This window comes from Pseudomonas sp. TWI923 (genome assembly GCF_039673365.1).
GTDB lineage: Bacteria > Pseudomonadota > Gammaproteobacteria > Pseudomonadales > Pseudomonadaceae > Aquipseudomonas > Aquipseudomonas sichuanensis.
This window is the reverse complement of record NZ_JBDJLM010000065.1, coordinates 1-19016: the sequence shown is the minus strand read 5'-3', so window position 1 is coordinate 19016 and position 19016 is coordinate 1. Positions and strand designations below refer to the sequence as shown.

Annotated in this window: 17 protein-coding genes; 8 read left to right on the top strand and 9 right to left on the bottom strand. The window is 65.0% G+C overall.

What is annotated here, in order from left to right:
* Positions 1-323: 323 nt before the first annotated feature.
* Complete coding sequence (locus tag ABE459_RS20430; RefSeq protein WP_125464230.1) at positions 324-2402, top strand: EAL domain-containing protein; 2079 nt, start codon at positions 324-326, stop codon at positions 2400-2402.
* Here ABE459_RS20430 and ABE459_RS20425 read toward each other — a convergent pair.
* Complete coding sequence (locus tag ABE459_RS20425; protein WP_110994451.1) at positions 2399-2662, bottom strand: DUF1652 domain-containing protein; 264 nt, start codon at positions 2660-2662, stop codon at positions 2399-2401. The two genes, ABE459_RS20430 and ABE459_RS20425, sit on opposite strands and share 4 nt — an antisense overlap.
* A 298-nt stretch (positions 2663-2960) precedes the next feature.
* Here ABE459_RS20425 and ABE459_RS20420 point away from each other — a divergent pair, with 298 nt between their 5' ends.
* On the top strand, positions 2961-4190 hold the full coding sequence (locus ABE459_RS20420; RefSeq protein WP_323833453.1) for an aminotransferase class I/II-fold pyridoxal phosphate-dependent enzyme: 1230 nt from the start codon (positions 2961-2963) through the stop codon (positions 4188-4190).
* On the opposite strand, the gene ABE459_RS20415 is transcribed toward ABE459_RS20420, so the two are convergent.
* On the bottom strand, positions 4116-4763 hold the full coding sequence (locus ABE459_RS20415) for a DUF1345 domain-containing protein (RefSeq protein ID WP_323833455.1): 648 nt from the start codon (positions 4761-4763) through the stop codon (positions 4116-4118). The genes ABE459_RS20420 and ABE459_RS20415 overlap by 75 nt on opposite strands.
* 294 nt (positions 4764-5057) lie before the next feature.
* The gene (locus tag ABE459_RS20410; protein WP_323833457.1) at positions 5058-6239 is read right to left on the bottom strand and encodes an NnrS family protein; all 1182 of its coding nucleotides are present in this window, start codon (positions 6237-6239) and stop codon (positions 5058-5060) included.
* Positions 6240-6449: 210 nt separating this feature from the next.
* Here ABE459_RS20410 and ABE459_RS20405 point away from each other — a divergent pair, with 210 nt between their 5' ends.
* Complete coding sequence (locus tag ABE459_RS20405; protein WP_125464226.1) at positions 6450-7364, top strand: tyrosine-type recombinase/integrase; 915 nt, start codon at positions 6450-6452, stop codon at positions 7362-7364.
* A gap of 248 nt (positions 7365-7612) precedes the next feature.
* Here ABE459_RS20405 and ABE459_RS20400 read toward each other — a convergent pair whose 3' ends face one another.
* The 3 genes from ABE459_RS20400 to gspG all read right to left on the bottom strand — a co-directional run bounded on the left by ABE459_RS20400 (position 7613) and on the right by gspG (position 9535).
* Positions 7613-7843 carry a hypothetical protein gene (locus ABE459_RS20400; RefSeq protein WP_258704374.1) on the bottom strand — a complete coding sequence of 77 codons (231 nt, stop codon included), beginning with the start codon at positions 7841-7843 and terminating at the stop codon, positions 7613-7615.
* 64 nt (positions 7844-7907) lie between these two features.
* Complete coding sequence (locus ABE459_RS20395; RefSeq protein ID WP_125464225.1) at positions 7908-9098, bottom strand: type II secretion system F family protein; 1191 nt, start codon at positions 9096-9098, stop codon at positions 7908-7910.
* An 11-nt stretch (positions 9099-9109) separates the two neighbouring features.
* Positions 9110-9535 carry a type II secretion system major pseudopilin GspG gene (gene gspG, locus ABE459_RS20390; RefSeq protein ID WP_110994457.1) on the bottom strand — a complete coding sequence of 142 codons (426 nt, stop codon included), beginning with the start codon at positions 9533-9535 and terminating at the stop codon, positions 9110-9112.
* Positions 9536-9709: 174 nt separating this feature from the next.
* On the opposite strand from gspG, the gene ABE459_RS20385 reads away from it, so the two are divergent.
* The 4 genes from ABE459_RS20385 to ABE459_RS20370 all read left to right on the top strand — a co-directional run bounded on the left by ABE459_RS20385 (position 9710) and on the right by ABE459_RS20370 (position 15061).
* Positions 9710-10324: a lytic transglycosylase domain-containing protein gene (locus tag ABE459_RS20385; RefSeq protein WP_125464224.1), complete on the top strand. Its 615-nt coding sequence runs from the start codon at positions 9710-9712 to the stop codon at positions 10322-10324.
* A gap of 118 nt (positions 10325-10442) precedes the next feature.
* Positions 10443-11891, top strand: a complete 1449-nt coding sequence (locus ABE459_RS20380) for a HAMP domain-containing sensor histidine kinase (RefSeq protein WP_323833460.1) — start codon at positions 10443-10445, stop codon at positions 11889-11891.
* 280 nt (positions 11892-12171) lie between these two features.
* The gene (locus ABE459_RS20375) at positions 12172-13665 is read left to right on the top strand and encodes a HAMP domain-containing sensor histidine kinase (RefSeq protein ID WP_125858798.1); all 1494 of its coding nucleotides are present in this window, start codon (positions 12172-12174) and stop codon (positions 13663-13665) included.
* Positions 13634-15061 (top strand): sigma-54 dependent transcriptional regulator, encoded by a 1428-nt coding sequence (locus tag ABE459_RS20370; RefSeq protein WP_323833462.1) that lies wholly within the window; start codon positions 13634-13636, stop codon positions 15059-15061. Before ABE459_RS20375 ends, ABE459_RS20370 begins: the two co-directional genes overlap by 32 nt.
* 110 nt (positions 15062-15171) lie before the next feature.
* On the opposite strand, the gene ABE459_RS20365 is transcribed toward ABE459_RS20370, so the two are convergent.
* From ABE459_RS20365 to ABE459_RS20355, 3 genes are all read right to left on the bottom strand, one after another.
* Positions 15172-15465 (bottom strand): hypothetical protein, encoded by a 294-nt coding sequence (locus ABE459_RS20365; protein ID WP_125858796.1) that lies wholly within the window; start codon positions 15463-15465, stop codon positions 15172-15174.
* A gap of 106 nt (positions 15466-15571) precedes the next feature.
* Complete coding sequence (locus ABE459_RS20360; protein ID WP_125464219.1) at positions 15572-16924, bottom strand: GntP family permease; 1353 nt, start codon at positions 16922-16924, stop codon at positions 15572-15574.
* A gap of 113 nt (positions 16925-17037) precedes the next feature.
* Positions 17038-17577: a gluconokinase gene (locus ABE459_RS20355; protein ID WP_125464218.1), complete on the bottom strand. Its 540-nt coding sequence runs from the start codon at positions 17575-17577 to the stop codon at positions 17038-17040.
* A gap of 208 nt (positions 17578-17785) precedes the next feature.
* Between ABE459_RS20355 and ABE459_RS20350 the strand changes: the two genes are divergently transcribed.
* On the top strand, positions 17786-18805 hold the full coding sequence (locus tag ABE459_RS20350; RefSeq protein WP_125464217.1) for a LacI family DNA-binding transcriptional regulator: 1020 nt from the start codon (positions 17786-17788) through the stop codon (positions 18803-18805).
* Positions 18806-19016: the final 211 nt, after the last annotated feature.

Here is a 19016-nt window from a genome sequence, read left to right as displayed (position 1 = left end):
GTGAGCTCCTGAAACAGTGGTAAAAGGTTGTGGCGGCTTGTACAGACTAGCTGGAGTCGCTTCGCTTGGCGCGTGAGGGTGCCCGACCAGCGCCGCCAAGTGCAAGCCCTGCAATGGCGGATGGCTTTGGCAGTGGTGCAACAGACGACAAGTGGCAATCTGCCTGTATCCGCTATCCCAGAGGCTCTAGCGCAGCTATTACGTCGCTTTCGTCTAGTCATTGGATCCATTCTCGCTCGCGAAAACCCCGTGCGTTTCGTCAAAGCTTGAGTACAATCATCGGCTTTTCCGGGCACCCCCTCGCCCCGCTCCTGGAAGTGCAAATGCTGATCGGTAGTTACTCCTCCTCGCTGGTGTTGATCTCGCTGTGCGTGGCCATTCTTGCCTCTTATACGGCCCTCGATCTGACCGGGCGCATCGCCACGGCCAAAGGGCGCGCGGTGCATCTGTGGATGGGGGGCGGGGCACTGGCCATGGGCATCGGCATCTGGTCGATGCACTTCATCGGCATGCTCGCCTTCAGCCTGCCGATCAGCCTGGGTTATGACACCACGCTGACGGCGCTGTCCCTGCTGATCGCGGTGCTGTCGTCGGGCTTTGCCCTGTGGCTGGTGAGCCAGCCGAAGCTGCCGTGGCTGCAGCTGGGCTTCGGTGCGCTGATCATGGGCACCGGCATCGCCTGCATGCACTACATGGGCATGGCCGCGCTGCGCATGCAGCCTGGGATCGACTATGACCCGACCCTGTTTGGCGCCTCCCTGGCCATCGCGGTAGGCGCATCGGCTGCGGCACTGTGGATCGCCTTCCGCCTGCGCCAGCACACCCCGTATGTACGGCAGGTGCGTGGCGTGGCGGCGGTGGTGATGGGTATCGCCATCGTCGGCATGCACTACACCGGCATGGCGGCGGCGAACTTCCCCGAGGGCAGCTTCTGCGGCGCGCTGGCCGACGGCCTGGCGGGTGATGGCCTCGATTACCTGGTGCTGATCACCACCCTGGCGGTGCTGGCCGTGGCACTGCTTACCTCGGTGCTGGATGCGCGCCTGGAAGCGCGCACGGCGGAGCTGGCGCGTTCGCTGACGCTGGCCAACCAGGAACTGACTCAACTGGCCCTGCATGACACCCTCACCGGGCTGCCCAACCGTACACTGCTGGCCGACCGCATCGAGCAGGCCATGGGCCGGGTGGCGGAGCAGGGCGGCTGCTTCGCCCTGATGTTCATCGACCTGGACGGTTTCAAGCCGGTCAACGATGCCTTTGGTCACCATATCGGCGACCTGCTGCTCAAGGCGGTGGCGGCGCGCTTGCGCGGCCACCTGCACAGCCAGGACACCCTGGCGCGTATCGGCGGTGACGAGTTCGTGCTGTTGGTCGAGCTTGGCGAGCCGGACGATGCCATGAACGTCGCGGCCAAGCAGGTCAACCTGATGGCCAAGCCGTTCCGGGTGGCCGAGCATGACCTGATGCTGTCGGCCAGCCTGGGCATCGTGCTCTACCCAGGCAACGGCCTGGATCAGCATGAGCTGCTGCGCAACGCCGACGCGGCGATGTACCACGCCAAGAGCGCCGGCAAGAACGGCTACAGCTTCTTCGACGCGTCGATGAACAGTAACGCTCGCCAGCAGCTGCAATTGCTGCAGGACCTGCGCACGGCGCTGGAGCATGGCCAGTTCCGCCTGCATTACCAGCCCAAGTTCGACGCCGTCGCGCGCCAACCCATCGGCGCCGAGGCGCTGCTGCGCTGGGAGCATCCGCAACATGGCCTGATGCTGCCGGACCGCTTCATCGGCCTTGCCGAAAAGACCGGGCTGATCATCCCCATCGGCGAGTGGGTGCTGGGCGAGGCCTGCCGGCAGATGCGCCAATGGCTGGGCGAGGGGCGGGAGGACTGGCGTATCGCGGTCAACCTGTCGGCGATCCAGTTCTGCCATGCCGGGCTGGTCGACAGCGTCGCCCAGGCCCTCGCCGATCACGACCTGCCGGCCAACCGATTGACCCTGGAGATCACCGAAACCACCGCCATGCGGGACGCCGATGCCAGCCTGATGGTGCTGCAGCGTCTGTCGGACATGGGCGTGGACCTGTCCATCGATGATTTCGGCACCGGCTATTCCAGCTTGATGTACCTCAAGCGCCTGCCGGCCAACGAGCTGAAGATCGACCGAGGTTTCGTCCGCGACCTGGAGCAGGACAGCGATGACGCGGCGATCGTCTCGGCCATCGTTGCGCTGGGCCAGGCACTGGGGTTGCGGATCGTCGCCGAGGGGGTGGAAACGGACCGTCAGCAGGATTTCCTGACCCGGTTGGGCTGTGACTCGCTGCAGGGTTACCTGCTCGGCCAGCCGGTACCGCCCGAGCAGTTCATGAACGGGCTGGACGCGCGGCGGGAGACGGTAGGTTAAACCGCGTCGCGTAGCGGGTTGAAGCGCAGGTCGAAGGTCTCCATCTCGGCCTCTACCGCCTCAATGATGCGCTCGACATCAGTGGCGGCCATGATCGCCGCGCAGGGGATGCCGGCGATGGCCAGCAGGGTTTCACCGCTGGCACGGTCGAAAAGACGGGCGACCATGCTGCGTGGCGCATCCATGCTGGCTTCGAAACCCAGGGGATGGAAATGCCAGCGCATCACCTGGCAGGCGTTGGGGAACGTCATCTTGTTCATGCCAGCCTCCTTGTTCGTTGCTGAACGGGGTGATGTCGACGCTAGAGGTCAGACGAGCCTTACCTAGCCGTCGGAATCTAACCATAGCAGTCGCCACGGCAACCTTCCGCGCAAAACATGACAAATGTGTTAATGCATGACAGCCGTCACAGTGGCCTGTTGGCGACCGGCTGGCGGCCGCCTGCCCGGGCAAACGTTTTCCCGCGGGGGCGGGGGCTGACGCCGGTGCTTGCTCTGCTATGTTTACCGACAGCGCGTTTCGGACCAGCGGCGCTGCCGGGCAGACAGGGAGACAGTCATGCGTTACGCCACGCTCACCCAACGTATTGCCGGCGACGCGGCTGCCGCCTGGGACATCCACTACCAGGCCCAGGCCCTGCGCAAGCAAGGCCGTGAGGTTTTCCTGCTGTCAGTGGGCGACCCGGATTTCGATACCCCCGCAGCGGTGGTTGAAGCCGCCGTGAGCAGCCTGCGCCGGGGCGACACCCATTACAGCGATGTGCGCGGCAGCCTGGCCCTGCGCGAGGCGATCGTGCGCCAGCGCCGGCTGGCGCTGCACCCGGACCAGGTGGTGGTCACCGCTGGCGCCCAATGCGCCTTGTATGCCACCTTCCAGTGCCTGTTCGAGGCGGGTGACGAAGTGATCGTCGCCGAGCCCATGTATGTCACTTATCACGGCGTGCTCGGTGCCTGCGGGGCGCAGGCGGTGCAGGTGGCCGTGCAGCCGGAGCATGGCTTTCGCCTCGACCCCGAAGCGGTGGCCCGAGCCATCACCCCGCGCACCCGCGGGCTGCTGCTCAACAGCCCGCACAACCCCACCGGTGCGGTGATCCCTCCGGCAGACCTGCGCCGTCTGGCGCAATTGTGCCGCAAGCATGACCTTTGGCTGGTGTGCGACGAGGTCTATCGGGGCCTGCTGTATGAAGGCGAGGCGATCAGCCCGCTGGGCCTGCCGGGTATGGCCGAGCGCTGCGTGGTGATCGACAGCCTGTCCAAGACCCATGCCATGAGCGGCTGGCGGATTGGCTGGGTGATCGGGCCGCCGGCGCTGGCCGAGCACCTGACCAATCTGGCGATGGCGATGCTGTTCGGCCTGCCGGAGTTCGTGATGCAGGCCGCCTGCGTGGCGCTGCAACAGCAACTGCCGGAAGTGGCGTGCATGCGCGAGGTTTACCGTCAGCGGCGCGATCGGGTGTGCGCGGTGCTCGAAGGCTGCCCTAGGGTGCAGGCCCACCGGCCGGCCGGGGGCATGTTCGTGATGCTGGACATTCGCGCCACCGGGCTCAGCGCCCAGGCCTTCGCCCAGCGCCTGCTCGACGAGCAAGGCGTGGCGCTGCTGCCGGGGGATGCCTTCGGGCCGAGCGCTGCCGGGCATGTACGCCTGGGCCTGGTGCTGGAAGCCGAGGTGCTGGAGCAGGTATGCAGACGCATCGCCGCCTGTGCGCGGCGCCTGCTAGGCGAGCAGGCCAGCGGCGATGTTGATGGTGAAACCGAGGATCGCCGTGTTGAACACGAAGCCTACCAGTGAGTGGGCCAGCACCACCCGGCGCATGGCGCGCCCGCCGACCCCCACGTCCGAGGTCTGCACGGCGACGCTGATGGTGAACGAGAAATAGTGGAAGTCCCAGTAGTCCGGGTTGCGCTCGCCATCGGCGAAGCGCAGCGGTGGTTCGTGGCGGTTGCCGGTGTAGAACAGCCGGGCGTAGTGCAGGCTGAAGATGCAGCCGATCATCAGCCACGAGCCGGCGACGGTGAGGCCGGTGTACAGGTAGTGCAGGGCCAGGGCGTTGCCCGCAAGGCCCCGGCTTGAAACCAGTTGCAGGGTCACCGCGGCGAGGCTGGCGATGGCGGCGACGCTCACGGTGATCAGCACCAGGCCGGCGTTTTCGTCCTCGATGCGGGCCACCCTGCGCACCCTGTCGGGCGTGGCCCGCAGGCTGAGCCAGAGGACCATCAACAGGTACAGCCAGACCCCGAGGTTCCAGCCGGCGAGGATGTGCTGCACGGTGTCGTCGGCCGGGATCAGCCAAGCGCTGGCAAGGCCGGCCAAGGTGGCGAGGGTGAGACGGGGGTGGGTGCGGGTCAGGTGGTGGAGGGCCATGCGGTCTCGTTGTTGAAGAAGGATGCCGTTCAACTGTAGCCCAGTCTGCCTTCCTTCGCGGCGCTTCGGCGCTCCCACAAGGCCGCTGTACCTGTGGGAGCAACTGTCTTTGTAGGAGCGGCCTTGTGTCGGGAAAGGGCCGCAACGCGGCCCCAGGATTTCAGCGTGAAAGCAGAAATCGCCGGGGCTGCTCTGCAGCCCTTTCGCGACACAAGGCCGCTCCTACAGTGGATCGCAAGTACCTGAACTGCCAGCGAAGCAACCCCAATTCGGCTTGGCTAACCAGTAGCAGGACTAACCCGGCATCCCATCTACACGGGGCCGCATCAGAATCGGCAGGTAGTGCCAAACGAACAGCAGCAACGCCGCGCAGCCGAACACCACCGAAAGCCCCAGCCCCAGTGACGAGAAGGGCGTCACCAGCACCCGTGCAACCGCTGCCAGCTGGATCAGGGCAAACGCCCAGCCGATGCTGCGCGGCACCTGCAAAGGCCGCCCGGTATGCCCCAGGCTGACCCGCGCCATCATCGCCACGATCAGCCCGGTCATCGCCCCTACCGTCAGCGCGTGGGCTGGCAGGCTGGGGTTGAGCGCAACGCCCGCATGCCACAGGGCCAGGCCCAGGCAGGCCGGGATCAGCCAGGCATAGGCCAGGTGCAGCGACCACAACAGCGGCAGCCGCCACAGGCCACGGTCGTGCCACAGCACCAGGCGCACCGCGTGCAGCACGGCGAGGGCAGCGAACAGCACCGCCATGGCGGGTTGTGGGGTGTCGTTGAGGCCAAGCACATAACTGATTGGCAGGGCCACGCTGCCCAGCAGGCAGGCGCGGTCGAGCCGGGGCCGAGACGGGGCAGGACTCATGTTGCCCAAGCCGCGACGGGTGAAGAACGGGATGACCCGCCCGCCGATCACGCTCATCATCGCCGCCACCAGCCACAACCCGGCGAGCACGCCACGCCGTTGCCACGCCTCGTCCTGGTTCAGCCAGCCGAGCAGGGTGAGCCACTGGCAGCTGGCGAGCAGCAGCACCAGCGCCACGATCGGATAGTTGTTGCGCAAACGCCGCTGGATGATCGGCCGCGCCAGGGCCAGCGCCACCAGCGGCAGGAATGCGCCATGCACGGCCACCAGCAGTGCTGGCGGCAGCGCCAGGAACCAACTGGCGCGCCCCAGCAGCCAGAGCAGGAACAGCCCCTGCAGCCAGCGCCCGCTGAGGCCGGGCAGGCCGCTCCAGTTCTGCACTGCCGTGAGCAGGAAGCCGGCGACGACCGCCACGGCAAAGCCGAACAGCATCTCGTGCCGGTGCCAGGCGAGCATGCCGCCAGGGGCTGTGGTGTGCAGCGCGCCGCTGAGCACGCCGGCCCATAGCAACAGGGCGAGCAGCGCGAACAGGCTGCCGCCGAGGAAGAACGGTCGAAAAGCCAGGGCCCAGAGGGCCTGGCGCGGACGGGCGGCAATCGGCTGGACAAGCATGGCAGGACCCTTGGTTCGATCACAGAGGTTGAATGGGGTAACATCACGATCCGTGCCAGCGCTCAAGCCCTTGAATATCAAGGTGATGGCACATCGCTGAGTCATATTGACCAGATTATTTTGTGGTCGTTTTGACATCTTTGTGCGTCATTACGACTCGCTTTACGCTTTGCTTCACCACGAGCAAGGCTTCGCTACAGGATCCCCGTTGTGATTGACCTCGCGCGCAACCCGCTGCTGCAGTACCTGGCCCGTCTGGCCCCGTCCAGTCAGCTGACCATGCGCTATATCCTCCAGGACGCTGCTGACCGCCTGGGTTTTGTCGATGCCGACATCGCCGATGTGCCGTGGCACCACCTCGAGCCCGGCCATGTGATCGCCCTGGTTGCCGCCCTGCGTGCCGACGGCTATGCCCCTAACACCTCTTCGCTGTACGTCAATGCCGTGCGCGGGGTGATGAACGAGGCCTGGCGGCTGGGGCTGATCGAGCATGAACAACTGCTGAAGATCCGCGAGATCAAGCCAGCCAGCGGCAGCCGCCTGCCCCCGGGGCGCAACCTGCGGCGTAGCCTTATCCGTGAGCTGATGGAGGTCTGCGCCGCCGACCCGCGGCCCCAGGGCGTGCGCGATGCGGCGATCCTCGCGTTGCTGTATGGCACCGGGATGCGCAAGTCGGAGTCGGTGGACATCGACCTGGCCCAGGTGGACTTCCAGGAGCGCTGCGTGCAGGTGCTGGGCAAGGGCAACCGCCAGTTGCTCAAGTACGCCCCGGCCTGGGCCTTCGACAAACTCTCGGCCTGGCTCGAGCTGCGCCGCCAGCACCTGCCGGCCGGCGAGCGTGACGACAGTTTCCTGTTCAACCGCATCCGTCGCGGCAGCCACATCACCCGCGCGCGCATCACCAAGCACGCCATCTACTACATCGCCCGCCAGCGCGGGGCGCAGGTGGGGGCGAAGATCATGCCCCACGACTTTCGGCGGGCGTTCATCACCCGGGTGATCGAGGAACATGACCTGTCGATCGCCCAGAAGCTGGCGCACCACGCCAATATCCAGACCACGGCGATTTATGACCGGCGCGATGACAACGAGCGGCGACGGGCGGTGGAGCGCTTCGACTATTAAGCAGTACCTGCCTGTGGGAGCAACTGTCTTACTGTAGGAGCGGCCTTGTGTCGCGAAAGGGCTGCGAAGCGGCCCCAGTTTTCAGCTACGCAACAAAAATCGTCGGGGCCGCGTTGCGGCCCGTTCGCGACCCCAGGCCGCTCCGACAGCTGTCGTGCAGGACCGATGACAGCCGGCGGCCGGCGATGAGGCCAGTGGAGGCAAGCCAAGACTGTCGCCTGCACAGGCTCATCTTGCGCAGGGGAAGCTCAAGCCCCGGCGTATTGCAACACCCGGCTGCGCCCCTGCTGCTTGGTCGCATACAGCGCATGGTCGGCCATCGACAGCAGCCGTGACAGATCGCATTCCGATGCCCGCCGGCTGACGCTGCCGATGCTCACCCCCAGCCGCCCGGGCTCCAGCATCGGCAGCCCGGCAAACCCGGCGCAGATCCGTTGCGCCACGGCGACCAGCATCAGGGGCGGCAGGCTAAGCGGCACGTGGCGGGGCTCTCGGGATAAACCGCGAATGCCAAGCCAGGCGTGCGGCCATTTGCTATCGCGCTCAGTGAATGCTCGAAGCCAGTTCGAAGATCGGCATGTACATCAGGATCACGATCAAGCCGATCAACAAGCCGATGAAGGTCATCAGCAGCGGCTCGAACAGCTTGACGAACCACTCGACCCAGCGCCCGATCTCCTGGTCGTGGAAGTCGGCGCAGCGCTCCAGCATCTCGCCGAGGTTGCCCGACTGCTCGCCGGCCCGCAGCAGGCGCAGCGACACCGGTGTCACCAGTTGCCCGGCTTCCAGTGCATCGGACAGCGGCAAGCCTTCGGCCACGCGACGGCTGGCCTGTTCCAGGCCCTCGGCGGCGGCGCTGCCCAGCAGCCCCCGGGCCATGCCCAGGGCGGTGAGGATGGGGATACCACCCTGCAGCAGAATCCCCAGCGAGCGGTAGAAACGCGCCAGCTCGTACATCACCAGGCGCTGGTGCAGGGCCGGGACGCGGCGCAGCTGGCGGCTGGCCCAGCGGCGCACGGCCGGGTGGCGGCGCAGGGTGACCAGCAGCGTGATGGCGCCCAGGGTGCCGAGCCCCAGGGGCAGTTGCTGGGCGTGCAGGAACAGGCCGATCTGCATCAGCACCCGTGACAGCCATGGCAACTCGGTGCCCATGCCCTCGAACACCAGGCTGAAACGCGGCACCACATAGCCGAGCAGGAACAGCACCACGCCACCGCCCACCAACAACAGCAGCAACGGGTAGACCGAGGCGCCCACCAGCTTCTGGCGCACCAGGTCCAGGCGCTGGCGGTAGCCGATATAGCGCGTCAGCGCATCGCCCAGCGCCCCGGTGCGCTCACTGGACTGCACCAGCGCCACATACAGCGTGGGGAATACCCGTGGCTGCTGGGCCAGGGCCTGGGACAACGAGCGCCCTTCATAGAGCTGACGCACCAGCTGTTCCAGGGTCTTGCGTGCGCCGCCTGCTGGCGATTTCTCGGCCAGGCTTTCCAGCGCGTCGATCAGCGGCAGGCCAGCATTGAGCAGGGTGGTCAGCTCCTGGCTGAACAGCACCAGGTCGAACGCCGGCGCGCGACGCCAGGGCAGGGCGCGCAGGCCAAGGCCCATGCTGCGCGCGCTGAGTACCCGCAGGCCCTGGTCCTCGGCCTGGCGCCGCGCCTGTTCGAGGTCTTCGGCCTCCACTTGCAGTTGCACCACGCCCTGGCTGCCCAGGGCCTTGAGCTGATAGCGCATGGCCGGGCTCCTTATTGCCAGCTGGTGATCTCGGCGTTCTCGCCATCGCCGCCGGGCTGGCCGTCCTTGCCCATCGACAGCAGGTCGTACTCGCCGCCGTTCTCGCCGGGTTGCCGGTAGATGTAGGGGCGGCCCCAGGGGTCCTGGGGCACGGCTTTCTGCAGGTAGGGCCCGGACCAGCGCGCCTCGCCGCTGGGGGCTACGGTCAGCGCCTGCAGGCCCTGTTCGCTGCTGGGGTAATGGCCGACTTCCAGGCGGTACAGGTCCAGGGCCTTGCCCAGGCCCTCGATCTGCGCTCGCGCCACCTTGGCCTCGGAACGGCCGAGCTGGCTGAAGTACTTGGGCGCGACGATACCGGCCAGCAGGCCGAGTACCACCAGCACCACCAGCAGTTCGAGCAGGGTGAAGCCCTGTTGGGCATGGATTCTGCGCTGCATGGGGAAACCCTCCGTTGCGTGTGCACAGCTGCCATGCAACAGCCGTGCACGTCTGCGCCGGGGCCTTGCGCCATGCGGGATGGCAAGCGGCACGCTGCTTGCGTCGTGCTCCGTACATCCGGGTTTTCCGGGGCATTTCCCCCACTTCGGGGGCCACGGTGGGAGGCGAACGACATGCGTGGACTGAGTTTTCTTGGCCTGGCAGCAGGATTGATGTCGGCAGTGGTGATGCCGGAGGCGATAGCCGACGTGTACATCGCCAGCGACGGCAAGGGCGGCTTCATCCTGTCCAACGTGCACCGGCCAGGCCGGCAGTACGAGCGGGTGATCAGTGAGTCGACGGCGGACGGCGGGCCGGCCAACGCCCAACTGGTCACCGGCCGGCCCTACGCCGATCTGGTGGCCGCCGCCGCCCTGGCCAATGATGTACCCCAGGCACTGCTGCATGCGCTGATCAAGGCCGAGTCGGGCTACAACCCCAAGGCGCGTTCGCCCAAGGGCGCGGCGGGGCTGATGCAGTTGATGCCGGATACGGCCAAGGAAATGGGGGTCAAGGACGTGCTCGACCCGAAATCCAATGTGCAGGGCGGGGCACGCTATCTCAAGCGCATGCTGACCCTGTTCGACAACGACATCACCCTGGCCGTCGCCGCCTACAACGCCGGGCCCGAAGCGGTGCTCAGCCGCGGCAAGGTGGTGCCGCCGTTTGCCGAGACGCGGCGTTATGTGCCCAACGTGCTGCGTGATTACCGCCTGTTGCGGGGTTTGGCCGAAGACTCGCCGCTGTAGCCAGGTGGGCTGGCGGGTCCCTTGGTCGCGAAAGTACCGGGCAGTGGCGTAAAACCATCATGGTTTCCCCAACACTGGGCTATAACCTTCAAACAGGTGCCCAGCCGCGGAGCCCGCCATGGACCTCGCCCCCCGTCCCGACATACTCATGCCTGCCGCCGAGGCCAGCACGGCGCGCCGGCCATTCAACCTGCTGCGCTGGTATGCCTGGGTCAGCCTGGCGTTCATCGTTTCGGTGGCCGTGGGGCTGGGGTTGATCTCCAGCCGCTACATCATCGACGAGAGCGTCCAGCGCGATGCGTTGCTGACCGCCCAGTTCATCACCTCGATAGCGGACGCAGAGGTGCGCCATGTGTCGATCCCCAATGTGCGCACCATGGGCGAGCTGCTCGACCCGCGTACCGATCACGGCATGCCTGATGTCGACCCCGAGGCCCGGCGCAGGGCCCGAGGCGAGTTTCTCGACCATATCGCCCACCTGCCGGACATGCTCCTGGCCAACATCTATGCCCCCGACCGCACGGTGATCTGGTCGAGCAACCCGGCGCTGGTGGGCAAGCTGATCGAGGGCGACGACGACCTCGACCGGGCCTTCGAGTACAAGATGCGGGTGTCGGCGAGTTACCACGACTTCGATAAAGCGCGCAGTGAACAGAAGTTCGTCACCCCGCCTGAACAGCTGTTCATCGAGAACTACATTCCGCTGTTCGATGCCGATAACGATCAAGTCACCGCCATGGTGGAGATCTACAAGGAGCCCCACGACCTGATCGTGCGCATCGAGCATGGCCTGCTGTTGATCTGGCTGGCCGTGGTGGTGGGCGCCGGGCTGGTCTATGCCGGGCTGTACGGCATCATGCGCCGGGCGGCGCGCTTGCTGGCCGTGCAGCAGAAGCGGCTGATCGGCAACGAGACCTTCGTTGCCCTGGGCGAGGTGTCTTCGGCGGTCGCCCACAGCCTGCGCAATCCGCTGGCCAGCATCCGCTCCAGCGCCGAGCTGGCCCAGGCCTTCGATGAGGGCCCGGCGCAAAAGCATGTGAACGACATCATCAACCAGGTCGACCGAATGTCGCACTGGGTGCGTGAGCTGTTGCAGTCGCTGCGCCCGTTGAGTGAAGAGGCGGTGCCGGTGGACCTGGGCCAGGCCCTGCAGACCAGCCTGCAAGCCTACGACACGGCGCTGCGGCGCAACTGCGTGCAGGTGCGCCTGGCCGAATTGCCAGCGGTGCAGGTGCTTGGGCAGCCGGTGTTGCTCGGGCAGATTTTCAACAGTTTGATCGCCAATGCCCTGGAGTCGATGGAGCAGGGCGGCGAGCTGCGGGTGGAGCTGGTGCGCCACGATCGATGCAGCCTGACGCTGCGCCTTTCGGACACCGGCCGGGGGATGAGCGAGCAGCAACAGCGCCTGGCCTTCCGGCCGTTCTTCTCCACCAAACAGGGAGGCCTGGGGGTGGGGTTGATGCTGGTCAAGCGGATCATGGAGCGCTTTGGCGGCTCGGTGAGGTTGAGCAGTTATGAAGGCGTCGGTACCCGGGTGTCGCTCAATTTCCGCCTGGCCCAGTCATGACATGGATACCGGTGGCATTGCGCAAGCACATGGTTTCATTAGGGTTGCAAATGATGGGTGAAGATTACCCAAATGTGGGGAACATTTCTCTAACTTACTTTATAAATATTCGCTAACTACCTGATTATCAATGAATATTTAAATGAGACAAGTGCTGGCCAAAATCTTGCTTTCCATCATCTAACCTTCGGCCAAGGCCGGCATCATGGTCGGGAGCCATCAATGTGCTACTGCGCGTAGCGCAGGCCATCCTCGGCAGTATCCAGGCGGGAATCAGGCGATGCAGACACTGCAGGACGAAGCCCCCGACAAATCCGCTGCGCCCTCGACCGGGCAGGCTGCGCCGCTACGCGACTTCAACCTGCTGCGCTGGTTTTCACTGGTCAGCCTGCTGATCATCGCTTCAGTGGCCATTGGCCTTGGCTATGCGTCGACACGCTTTGTAGTGCGTGACAGCGTCGAGCGCGATGCCATGCTCACCGCCCAGTTCATCCAGGCCATGGCCCAGGCCGAGGTACGCCATTCGCAATTGCCGCCGGGCGTCACCATGGGCGAGCTGCTCGACCCTCGGCTCGACCAGCAGCACCTGCAGTTCACCCCGCAACTCGCCGAGTCGACCCGGGTGGAGTTCCTCGACCATGTCGAGCACCTGCCCGACACGCTGTTGGCCAACGTCTATGCCCGTGACCGTACGGTGATCTGGTCGACCAATGTGCAACTGATCGGCAAGCGCATCGATGAAGATGACGACCTCGAGCATGCCTTCCGCTCGCGCAAATCGGTCTCGGCCAGTTACCACAAGGCAGACGAGGATCGCGAGGAGCAGAAGTTCGAGCATGAGCCGCGCCACCTGTTCATCGAGAACTACATTCCCTTGTTCGACAGCCAGGGCGAGCAAGTGCTGGCCATGGTCGAGATCTACAAGGAGCCTCAGGACCTGGTGCGACGCATCCAGCGTGGCTATGTGCTGATCTGGGGCTCGACCCTGGCAGGTGGTGGGCTGATCTACTTCGGGCTGTTCTGGATCGTGCGCCGGGCTGCGGGCATGCTGCACCACCAGCAGGATCGCCTGGTGGCGAGCGAAACCTATGCCGCCCTTGGCGAGATGTCCTCGGCGTTGGCCCACAGCCTGCGCAATCCGCTGGCCAACATACGCTCGAGCGCCGAGCTGGCCCAGGAGATCGCCAACCCGGCGGCGCAGAAGAATATCGGTGACATCGTTACCCAGGTCGACCGCATGTCACGTTGGGTACGCGACCTGCTGGTGTCGCTGCGCCCGGTCAGTGACGAGCCCGAGGCCGTCGACCTGGTCGCCGCCATCGAGGATGCGCGGCAGATGTTCACCCCACAGATCCAGCGTAACGCTGTGCGCTTCAGCTTCAGCGGGCCCGCCGAGCAGTGGGTGGCCAGCCAGCCGTTGCAGCTGACGCAGATCCTCAACAGCCTGTTCGCCAACGCGCTGGAAGCGATGCCCCAGGGCGGCGAGTTGCGTGCCGAGGTGCTGACGCTGGATGGGCAGCAGGCCCAGCTGCTGCTCAGCGACACCGGCAAAGGCATGACCGAGCAGCAGAAACGCATGGTGTTCAAACCCTTTTTCACCACCAAGCAGGGCGGCCTGGGTGTCGGCCTTGCGTTGGTCAAACGCATCATGGAGCGCTTTGGCGGTTCGGTCGAACTGAGCAGCCGCGAAGAGGAAGGAACCCGCGTCAGCCTTACTTTCAATCTTGCAGCGGGAGGGGACCATGGATCACAGCATCCTGGTGGTAGAGGATGACGAAATCCTCGCCGACAACATTTGCACCTACCTGAAACTCAAAGGCTTCGAGGTGACGGTATGCCACAGCGCCGAGCTGGCCCTGGAGCAGATCAAGCGGGCCCAGCCTGACGCGGTCCTCACCGACAACTCGCTGCCCGGCATGAGTGGTCATGACCTGTTGCGCACCCTGGTGGCCCAGGCCCCGGAGCTCAAAGTGATCATGATGACCGGCTACGGCAACGTCGAGGACGCCGTGCTGGCCATGAAGGAAGGCGCCTTCCACTACCTCACCAAGCCGGTGGTGCTGGCCGAGCTCAAGCTGATGCTGGACAAGGCCCTGGCCACCGAGCGCATGGAACGTACGCTGTCGTTCTACCAGGAGCGCGAGGCGCAGAAGTCCGGTTTGCAGGCGCTGATCGGCGAGTCACCCGTCATGCTCGAGCTCAAGCACACCCTGCGCCAGGTGCTCGATGCCGAACGGCGCATGGCCAGCGACGACCTGCCGCCTGTGCTGGTTGAAGGCGAAACCGGCACCGGCAAAGAGCTGGTGGCGCGTGCCCTGCATTTCGACGGCAGCCGCGCCAAGGGGCCCTTTATCGAGTTCAACTGCGCGTCGATCCCGGCCAACTTGTTGGAAGCCGAACTGTTTGGCCATGAGAAGGGCGCCTTCACCGATGCCAAGGAGCGCCGTGTGGGCCTGGTCGAGGCGGCCGATGGCGGCACCCTGTTCCTCGACGAGATCGGCGAGATGGATCTGGTGCTGCAGGCCAAGCTGCTCAAGCTGCTCGAAGATCGCAGCATTCGCCGCATTGGCGCGGTGAAGGAGCGCAAGGTCGATTTGCGGGTGATCAGCGCCACCAACTGCAACCTCGAGCAGATGGTGCAGCAGGGCAAGTTCCGTCGCGACCTGTTCTTCCGCCTGCGCATCATCGCCCTCAAGGTGCCCCGGCTGTATGCCCGTGGCCAGGACATCCTGCGCCTGGCGCGGCACTTCCTCGCCCATCACGGGCGACGCTACGGCAAGCCTGGGCTGCGTTTTTCCGCCGAGGCCGAGGCGATGATGCTCGGCTACAGCTGGCCGGGCAATGTCCGCGAACTGCGCAACATGCTTGAGCAGACCGTATTGCTGGCACCCAGCGAGGTGATCGGTGCGCATCAGTTGAATCTGTGCCTGACCCTGGTTGACGAACCCGTAGCCCAACCGGCGCCGGCGGCCATCTTCGAAGTGCCTCGGCATGAACCGGAAGCCGCTGGCAGCCTGCCGGACATGGAGCGCGACATGGTGTGCCGCACCCTCGACCGCACCGACTGGAATGTCACCAAGTCGGCACGCCTGCTGGGGCTGTCGCGGGACATGCTGCGCTACAAGATCGAAAAACTGGGGTTGACCCGGCCAGACAAGCGGCAGTGGTGAGGCGCCGTATGGGCCCTGACAGAGTTAGTGGGAGCGGGCTTGCCCCGCGATTTGGGCCTTACCGGTTGGCTCAGGGCCATGCCAAGCAAGCCGCGGGGCAGGCTATTGCCTCAGGGCTTGCCGCTGGCGCCTTCACCTTGGCGCCCCATGCCCTCTGAGCCACTTTCCCCCAGCCCCGGCAGATCCTGATCAACATTCTGCCGGGCCGCAGGGCTGTCAGGGTCATAGCCCTTGATCCGCGGATCGGTGTCCCGAGGCATGGGCTTCTCGATCGGGTTGAGGGTGCTGTCCACGCCCGGCTGTGGTGCCGGGTTGTGCGGATCGTCGGGGTAGGTGGCGCCGGTGCCGGCGGCGAACGCCAGGGGCGATGCAAGCAGGGCGGCGAACAGGAAGGATCGGTTCATCGGGCAAGCTCCTCGCGACAGAAAGAGATCGGCCCCGCTTGCGCGGGGCCGCTGTCTCACTTGGGCCACGCCCTCGTCAGCAAGTTGCCATGGCCCTGATCAACGGTCACACCACCTGGGCCAGCAACATGATGAAGATGATGCCGACCACCGACAGGATGGTCTCCATCATGCTCCAGGTCTTGAAGGTCTCGGCCACGGTCATGTTGAAGTACTGTTTGACCAGCCAGAAACCGGCGTCGTTGACGTGGGACAGGATCAGCGAGCCCGCGCCGGTGGCCAGCACCAGCAGTTCGCGGTTGACGCCCGGCACCAGGTCGATCACCGGTGCGACGATGCCGGCGCCGGTGATGGTGGCGACTGTCGCTGAACCTGTGGCAATGCGGATCACCGCGGCCACCAGCCAGGCCAGCATGATCGGCGAAATCTCGGCCTGCACGGCCATTTGCCCGATCACGTTGCCCACGCCGGTATCCACCAGCATCTGTTTGAAGCCGCCGCCGGCGCCGACGATCAGCACGATCGCGGCAGTGGGGGCCAGGCTCTGGTCGAGCATCTTCATGATCTGCTGGCGGCTGAAACCGCGCGCCGAGCCGAAGGTATAGAAGGCCAGCAGCAGGGCGGCGAGCAGGGCGGTGATCGGGTGGCCGATCAGGTCCATCCACTGGCGCACGATGTGCTCGGCCGGTAGTACCACGTCGGCGAAGGTCTTGAGCAGCATCAGCACCACCGGCAGCAGCACGGTGATCAAGGTCACGCTGAAGCTGGGCAGGTTCTTCTGGTCGGATTCACGGGCGATCTGGTCCATCAGCTCCTGGGAGGGGTTGCCGGGGATGTAGCGCGAGATGAAGTTACCGAACAACGGGCCGGCGATGACGGCGGTGGGCAGGGCCACCAGCAGGCCGTAAAAGATGGTCTTGCCGATGTCTGCATGGAAGATGCCGATCGCCAGCAATGGCCCCGGGTGCGGCGGCACCAGGCCGTGCACCACCGACAGCCCGGCCAGCAGTGGGATGCCGATCTTCACCAGCGACACCCCGGAGCGGCGGGCGACGATGAACACCAAGGGAATCAGCAGCACGAAGCCGATTTCGAAGAACAGCGGGATGCCCACCAGGAAGGCGGCGAACATCATTGCCCAGTGCACTTTCTGCTTACCGAACGCGCGGATCAGCGTCTGGGCGATCTGGTCGGCACCGCCGGAGTCGGCCATCAGCTTGCCGAGCATGGTGCCCAGCGCAAGGACGATGCCGACAAAGCCCAACACGCCGCCAAAGCCGTCCTGGAACGACTTCATCACCTTGGCCACCGGCATGCCGGAGGTCAGGCCAAGAAAGCCTGCGGCCAGGGTGAGGGCAACGAAGGGGTGGACCTTGAAATGGGTGATCAGCAGGATGAGCCCGATGATGGTGACCATCGCGTCGAGCAACAGGAAGGTATCAGTAGCCAGTCCGAACATGGTTCGTATGCCTCGGTCTTGTCGTTGTTGTTTTGGCGTAGCTTGGTTTTGAGCGTTCGCCACGTTCAGGTGGCGAGATAGCGCTATCTTTGGTGAGCCGGAAAACCGCCGGGTCAGGCAGTCCGCGCCAGGGGCCGCTCACCGCAGGGCTTTAGCCAGTCATGCACGGTCTCGGCGAGGATTTCGATCGGGCGGGTGGCATCCAGCGCCAGGGTGAGTGGCTCGCCCAGTGGTGATTCCAGGGCGGCGAACTGGCTGTCGATCAGGCTGGCCGGCATGAAGTGGCCGGGGCGGGCGAGTACGCGCTTTTCGGCTTCCTGCGGGGTCAGTTCGAGGAATACGAAACCCAGTTCGGGTACGGCCTGGCGCAAGGTTTCGCGGTAGCGGCGCTTGAGTGCCGAGCAGGTGAGGATCGGGCGCTCGCCGGCTTTGATGATGGCCTGCAGCTCTTCGCCGAGGCGCACCAGCCAGCCGGCGCGGTCGTCATCGTCCAGGGGGATGCCGGCGCTCATCTTGGCAATGTTGCTGGCGGGGTGGAAAGCATCGCCTTCGACCAGGCGACCGCCGCTGCGTGCAGCGATGGCGGCGCCGATGCTGCTTTTGCCGCATCCAGCCACACCCATCACCACTATCGCGGACAGGGGAAAGTTCATCGGTACCTCCTGCTGGGTGAGATAGCGCTGTCTCGACCAGGGCGAAACGAGAGTGCAAGCGCCACCCTCCCGGGTGTTATTGATTTTGTCTTAGGCAGTATGGACGCTGCATGCATGGCTGCTACCAAGATTGCATTGCCTGCATCCAGAGACAGCGCTACCTTAGTGACCGTTCCCCATTCCTGCAAGTAGTAAAATTACAACATTCATGTCTCGCATCGGCTCGCGTACCACAGGTCGTCCCACTCTGGCGGAAGTCGCCAGGCTTTCCGGGGTATCCCCTATTACCGCTTCTCGCGCCTTGCGCGGGGTGAGCACTGTCGCCCCGGAATTGGTGGCCAAGGTCGTGGCGGCAGCAGGCAGCCTGGGCTACGTCGCCAACCCGGCGGCGCGGGCCTTGGCCTCGGCGCGCAGCCAATCGGTGGTGGTGCTGATTCCGTCATTGTCGAACCAGCTGTTCATCGACACCCTCGAAGCCATTCACGAGGTGATGCGCCCGCGTGGCCTGGAAGTGCTGATCGGCAACTATCACTACGATATTGCCGAGGAAGAGAACCTGATTCGCAACTATCTCGCCTATCAACCTTGCGGCATGTTGCTCACTGGTTTCGAGCGCAGTGAGGGGTCGCGGCAGTTGCTTGCGGCCAGCCATGTGCCCTGCGTGCACATGATGGAGCTGGGCGGTGATGCGGGGGCCTTGTCGGTGGGGTTCTCCCAGCACCAGGCCGGGCGTGCGGCGGCACAGCATCTGATTGCGCGTGGGCGGCGGCGGCTGGGGTTCATCGCGGCGCAACTGGACCCGAGGGTGATGCAGCGTGCCGAGGGCTTCCGTCAGGCCTTGGCTGAGGCTGGGTTGCAGGCGCCGGAGTTGGAGATGCTCGACCCGCAACCTTCGTCGATTGGTTTGGGCGGTGAGTTGTTCAGCCGTTTGCTGGCGCAGGCGCCGGATGTGGATGGGATTTTCTTCTGTAACGATGACCTGGCGCAGGGGGCGGTGCTGCAGGCGTTGCGTGAGGGGGTTGCGGTGCCTGGGCGGGTGGCGATGATCGGGTTCAACGATCTGCCGGCTTCGGCGCATATGGTGCCGCCATTGACGTCGATTCGTACGCCGCGGGCGGCGGTTGGGCGGGGGGCGGCGCAGGCGTTGCTGGCGATGCTTGATGGTAAGCGGGTTGTGGCTGAGCAGCAGGATCTGGGGTTTGAGTTGATGCAGCGGGAGAGTTCTTGATCGTTGATGTGGTTTTGACTTGGGCTGAGAATTTTGAATTTTGAATTGTTTGTTTGGTGATTGATTTGTTTTTATAAAGTATGCGCATTCATTAGCTTTATCGACGCGTAGTCACCTTTCCGCCCTTACGGCGGCCTACTTTGGTCTTGGCCAAAGTAGGCAAAGCCGCTCGCTCCCATCATACGGCCCCTACGCTGCGCTTCGGGGTCCC

Bases quoted from the DNA above. Each gene is read 5' to 3' on its own strand.
- ABE459_RS20355 (WP_125464218.1), bottom strand. From the start codon at position 17,577: ATGAACTTTCCCCTGTCCGCGATAGTGGTGATGGGTGTGGCTGGATGC.
- ABE459_RS20415 (WP_323833455.1), bottom strand. From the start codon at position 4,763: ATGGCCCTCCACCACCTGACCCGCACCCACCCCCGTCTCACCCTCGCC.
- ABE459_RS20365 (WP_125858796.1), bottom strand. From the start codon at position 15,465: ATGAACCGATCCTTCCTGTTCGCCGCCCTGCTTGCATCGCCCCTGGCG.
- ABE459_RS20420 (WP_323833453.1), top strand. From the start codon at position 2,961: ATGCGTTACGCCACGCTCACCCAACGTATTGCCGGCGACGCGGCTGCC.
- ABE459_RS20370 (WP_323833462.1), top strand. From the start codon at position 13,634: ATGGATCACAGCATCCTGGTGGTAGAGGATGACGAAATCCTCGCCGAC.
- ABE459_RS20375 (WP_125858798.1), top strand. From the start codon at position 12,172: ATGCAGACACTGCAGGACGAAGCCCCCGACAAATCCGCTGCGCCCTCG.
- gspG (WP_110994457.1), bottom strand. From the start codon at position 9,535: ATGCAGCGCAGAATCCATGCCCAACAGGGCTTCACCCTGCTCGAACTG.
- ABE459_RS20430 (WP_125464230.1), top strand. From the start codon at position 324: ATGCTGATCGGTAGTTACTCCTCCTCGCTGGTGTTGATCTCGCTGTGC.
- ABE459_RS20395 (WP_125464225.1), bottom strand. From the start codon at position 9,098: ATGCGCTATCAGCTCAAGGCCCTGGGCAGCCAGGGCGTGGTGCAACTG.
- ABE459_RS20425 (WP_110994451.1), bottom strand. From the start codon at position 2,662: ATGAACAAGATGACGTTCCCCAACGCCTGCCAGGTGATGCGCTGGCAT.
- ABE459_RS20350 (WP_125464217.1), top strand. From the start codon at position 17,786: ATGTCTCGCATCGGCTCGCGTACCACAGGTCGTCCCACTCTGGCGGAA.
- ABE459_RS20410 (WP_323833457.1), bottom strand. From the start codon at position 6,239: ATGCTTGTCCAGCCGATTGCCGCCCGTCCGCGCCAGGCCCTCTGGGCC.
- ABE459_RS20385 (WP_125464224.1), top strand. From the start codon at position 9,710: ATGCGTGGACTGAGTTTTCTTGGCCTGGCAGCAGGATTGATGTCGGCA.
- ABE459_RS20360 (WP_125464219.1), bottom strand. From the start codon at position 16,924: ATGTTCGGACTGGCTACTGATACCTTCCTGTTGCTCGACGCGATGGTC.
- ABE459_RS20380 (WP_323833460.1), top strand. From the start codon at position 10,443: ATGGACCTCGCCCCCCGTCCCGACATACTCATGCCTGCCGCCGAGGCC.